3 protein-coding genes are annotated in these 3,999 nt (G+C 67.1%); 1 reads left to right on the top strand and 2 read right to left on the bottom strand.

Annotated elements, in window-relative coordinates; translation table 11 throughout:
* On the bottom strand, nucleotides 1–1,023 hold a 1,023-nt coding region (locus tag ACSDR0_RS49565; RefSeq protein WP_435295953.1), incomplete at its 3' end, for an FAD-dependent oxidoreductase.
* Nucleotides 1,024–1,227: 204 nt separating this feature from the next.
* Nucleotides 1,228–1,569 (bottom strand): ArsR/SmtB family transcription factor, encoded by a 342-nt coding sequence (locus tag ACSDR0_RS49560; RefSeq protein WP_435295952.1) that lies wholly within the window; start codon nucleotides 1,567–1,569, stop codon nucleotides 1,228–1,230.
* 57 nt (nucleotides 1,570–1,626) lie between these two features.
* On the opposite strand from ACSDR0_RS49560, the gene ACSDR0_RS49555 reads away from it, so the two are divergent.
* On the top strand, nucleotides 1,627–2,715 hold the full coding sequence (locus tag ACSDR0_RS49555) for a flavin-containing monooxygenase (protein ID WP_435295951.1): 1,089 nt from the start codon (nucleotides 1,627–1,629) through the stop codon (nucleotides 2,713–2,715).
* Nucleotides 2,716–3,999 lie beyond the last annotated feature (1,284 nt).

The raw sequence follows: 3,999 nt of genomic DNA, 5'->3' as shown, positions 1-3,999 counted from the left end.
CAGCTCCGAGGCGATGGAGTGGTTGGGGCGATATCCGGTGGCGGCCACGATGCGCTCAGCCGTGACCGACTGCTCGGCGCCCGAGGGGTCGCGGCTGATCACCGTCACCTGGCCGTCGTTCTCAGTGATCGAGTGGGTGTAGAAGCCGGTGACCAGGGTGATGCGGCCGGAGTCGACGTGCGCCCGCAGCCGGGTGCCCAGCGCCCCACGCGCCGGAAGGGCGTCGGCCTCGCCGCCGCCGTAGGTGCGGCCGGCGTTGGTGGCGCGGATCGCCCAGGTGATCTGCGCGTCCGGCAGCTCGGCCAGGGCCAGCAGCGTGGTGGCCGCCGAATGGCCCGCCCCGACGACCAGGGTGTGCTTGCCCTGGTAGGTGTCGCGGGCCTCGCCCAGCACGTCGGGCAGCGCGTGGTCGATGCGCGCGGCCGCCTCGTGCTCGCCATAGGCGGGCAGGCCGCTCGCGCCCAGCACGCTGGGGGTGGTGTAGGTGCCGGAAGCGTCGATGACTGCCCTGGCCCGCAGCTCTTCACCATCGGACAGCCGCAGCAGGAAGGGGACGTCGTCTCGGCCAGTGCTGCGGACCCGGTCAAAACCCAGGCGGCTGATCGCGGTCACCTTCGCGCCCAGCCGGACCTTGTCGCCGAACAGCTTCGCCAGCGGAGCGAGGTAGTCGGCGATCAGCTCGGCGCCGGTGGGCAGCCAGTCGGAGTCCGGGGCACTCCAGCCGTCGGCCTCCAGCAGCAGGCGGGCGGCATTGTCGATGTTGTAGCGCCACGGGCTGAAAACCCGCACATGAGCCCACTGCGCGACCGACGCGCCGACCTGCTGCCCCGCCTCCAGCACAAGGAAGTCCAGACCGCGCGCCGCCAGGTGTGCGGCAGCGGCCAAGCCGACCGGTCCGGCTCCGATGACCACGACCGGCAGGGCACCGGGTGCGCCGGGCGCGGCGTGCGCCACGACCTGCTCGATCTCCACAGCAGCGGTGGTGGAAGTGGTGGTGGTGGTGCCGCAGCATCCGTCACTCATGAGGGCCTCTCCTGCCATTCGTGCGACATGTGATCGCTGGATTTCAGCGGTGGAGCAGGGCGGGGGAGCGCAACCGGCGAAACCGGACGCGCACCACACACCCTCTGTTTAGAAAAGCATCTAAGTAGTAAAGAGAGTGCCTCGCTGATTAGAGGATTGTCAAATCAGCAGATCGGGTGGCGCGGGTCGACCGGCGAGGAAGGTTCACCCGCAGGTGGTGCCTGGGGTGCAGATGTCGGGCGGGCAGCAGGCCTGCAGGCTGGTCTGCAGATCGCTCAGCGCCTCGCCGATCCGGGCGGGGTCGGCCCGGTAATAGACCGTCTTCCACTCCCGCCGGGCGCTCAGCACCCCGCCGTCGCGCAACGTCGCCAGATGGGTGGAGGTGGCCGACTGTGCGAGCGCCATCCGTTCGGCGACCTCGCCCACTGTCAGCTCGATCCCGCCGGAAAACAGCATGAGGATCTGCTGGCGGGTGTCGCTGGCCATCGCCTTGAGGAAGCCGCGCGCGGCCTCGGTCAGCTCGATGTCGGTGCTTCCCGTCTCCATGGAGCCGACTCTACCCGTCATATTGTCATTTCTTGATTTGACGATACGATGCGGCGCATGAACACCATCGTCATCGGTGGCGGCCAAGCCGGACTGGCCGCCACCCGAACTCTTCTGGACGCCGGCCTGACCCCGGTGCTCTTGGAGGCAACAGACCAGACCACCGGCTCCTGGAGGCACTACTACGACAGCCTCACCCTGTTCTCACCCGCCCGCTACAGCTCCTTGCCCGGCCTTCCTTTCGGCGGCGACGGTGATCGCTACCCGCACCGCGACGAGGTCGTGGACTACCTGGCCCGCTACGCCCGCGATCTCGGCCGCGGGGGCGCCGAGATCCGCACCGGCGCCCGCGTCACCGCCGTTGAAGCCGACACCCACCGCGGTGCCCGAGGCGGTGGCTTCGCCGTGCACCTCGCCGACGGCAGCACACTGAACGCGCCCACCGTGATCGCCGCCAGCGGCTCCTGCAACCGCCCTCACCTGCCCCTCCTGCCGGGCCGCAACGGCTTCACCGGCCAGATCCTGCACGCCGCCGCCTACACCAACCCCCTGCCATATGCGGGCCGGCGCATCGTCGTGGTCGGCGCCGGCAACTCGGCCGTGCAGATCGCCTGCGAACTCGCCGAGACCACCACGGTAACCCTGGCCACCCGCACACCGATCCGCTTCGTCGACCAGCGCCCCCTGGGCAAGGACCTGCACTTCTGGTTCACCATCACCGGCTTCGACCGGCTACCCGCCCGCCTGGTCACCACCCCGCCCACCGTCCCCGTCCTGGACGAGGGCACCTACCGCCAGGCACTACGCGACGGCCGCCTGGACCGGCGCCAGATGTTCACCCGCCTCGACGAAGGCGACGTGGTGTGGGCCGACGGCAGCCGCGAACCCGTCGACGTCGTACTGCTGGCCACCGGATACCAGCCCAACCTCGACTACCTGAACGAGCTCGGAGCCTTGGACGAGACCGGCCATCCCCGCCATGACCGGGGCCTGTCCACCACCCACCCCGGGCTGGGCTTCCTCGGCCTGGAATGGCAGCGCACCCCCGCCTCCAACACCCTGCGCGGAGTGGGCCGCGACGCCCGCCACCTCACCCGCAAACTCACTGCCCACCTCAACACCCACCGCTCCCGGGCGGGCGTATAACGAAGGACGCCTCCCCGGTTCTCCGCTACCGAGAACACCCCATCGTGCCTGGCAACACACCAGCCGCGATATTTCCCCGTCGAAAGATGTGGCCCATCGGCCCGTTCCTGCCGGACCCTCGTGTCGGCCAGGCAGGCGCGGCAACCGGTAAGGGCCTTGACGGCAAAGGCCCCAGGGCAACCCCCACTTCCACTCCCGAATATCCGCGATCTTGTTAAATCGGGCATTGAGGTTTCAGTAGGGGCTTAGCCTGGGGCCTCGTGTTACCAGTGCAACGGCCTACTTGAAGTAGGCCCACGACGCGGCTGCAACCGCGATCAAGATGCACATGCGGATGGTCCGGGGGGTGCTGTCAACTACGTCCCGGATCATCCGCGCCACCTCCCCCACCCAGGAGGAGGGCTCCGAAACACCGGGCGGCTCCTGGGCGGGAGGCTCGGCGTCGCCAGCAGGCCGGATGGCCGTCATTCACCCTTCCTTTCGACATCTTCGATCGAACATGTTTTCTAAATTACGAAGGGCCCGTGCAGTATCACCACGCCATTGGCACGGGGAAGACCTGCAGCGAGCCCTGATCAACTTCTCCGGGTTCCTCCCGGGAAGCCCAAATACAGGCTTAGCCGCTGGGTGGAGGGGGTCCAGAGGTGTTCGTTCACACTCAACCGCCCCAAGGTCATCCGCGCAACCGAATCGGCACACTCCGACCTTTCTCACCATGAGTGATCAATAGGCTACCAAGAGCACCTTTCGAGCGCCATGCAGAACCCTCATTGACCAGCCTTGAGAGGATCCGGGGAACCTTATGTGCTCTCCGCTGACGCCCGAGAATTCAACGGGGCATCTGGCGACCGGAACCTTGGCGGATCGGCCAACAAGGCGCGCTTCACTCAGGTGTAGGAGTCCACCCCCTCCGCGGCCGACCTGCGCTCATACCCCTCTCGCCTGCGCCGATGCTGCTGCTTCTGATATGGCTGGCCGAAATTACCCCAAGCGCCATCCCAGGCCACTGCAGCCTCATCGCTCACACCACAGGCGAGCACGATCGCGACGACCATTCCACGGCTAGCGCTGCGCTCCCCTCGCAAGACGGCACCGACCGTCGATCGCCTCAGTCGTTTGGTCCGATCACGCCGGACCAGTGCCCTTTGTGAAACTTTCTTCTGCCTTAATAGATCACGCAGGGCGCTCAACAGGTCGGCGTACCAATGGAGAAATATGGGCGTCACGGTTTTTCGGGGTGTTTGTCAGTGCTTTTTGCCCAGGTGACAGCCTGGGGGTATGAGG

The organism is Streptosporangium sp. G11, assembly GCF_051192615.1.
In the GTDB taxonomy this organism is placed as follows: domain Bacteria; phylum Actinomycetota; class Actinomycetes; order Streptosporangiales; family Streptosporangiaceae; genus Streptosporangium.
Note: the sequence above shows the minus strand (reverse complement) of the source record. Positions and strands in the feature narration are given on the sequence as shown.

Excerpts from the sequence above, each read along its gene's own strand:
- ACSDR0_RS49560 (WP_435295952.1), bottom strand. The coding sequence starts at position 1,569 with ATGGAGACGGGAAGCACCGACATCGAGCTGACCGAGGCCGCGCGCGGC.
- ACSDR0_RS49555 (WP_435295951.1), top strand. The coding sequence starts at position 1,627 with ATGAACACCATCGTCATCGGTGGCGGCCAAGCCGGACTGGCCGCCACC.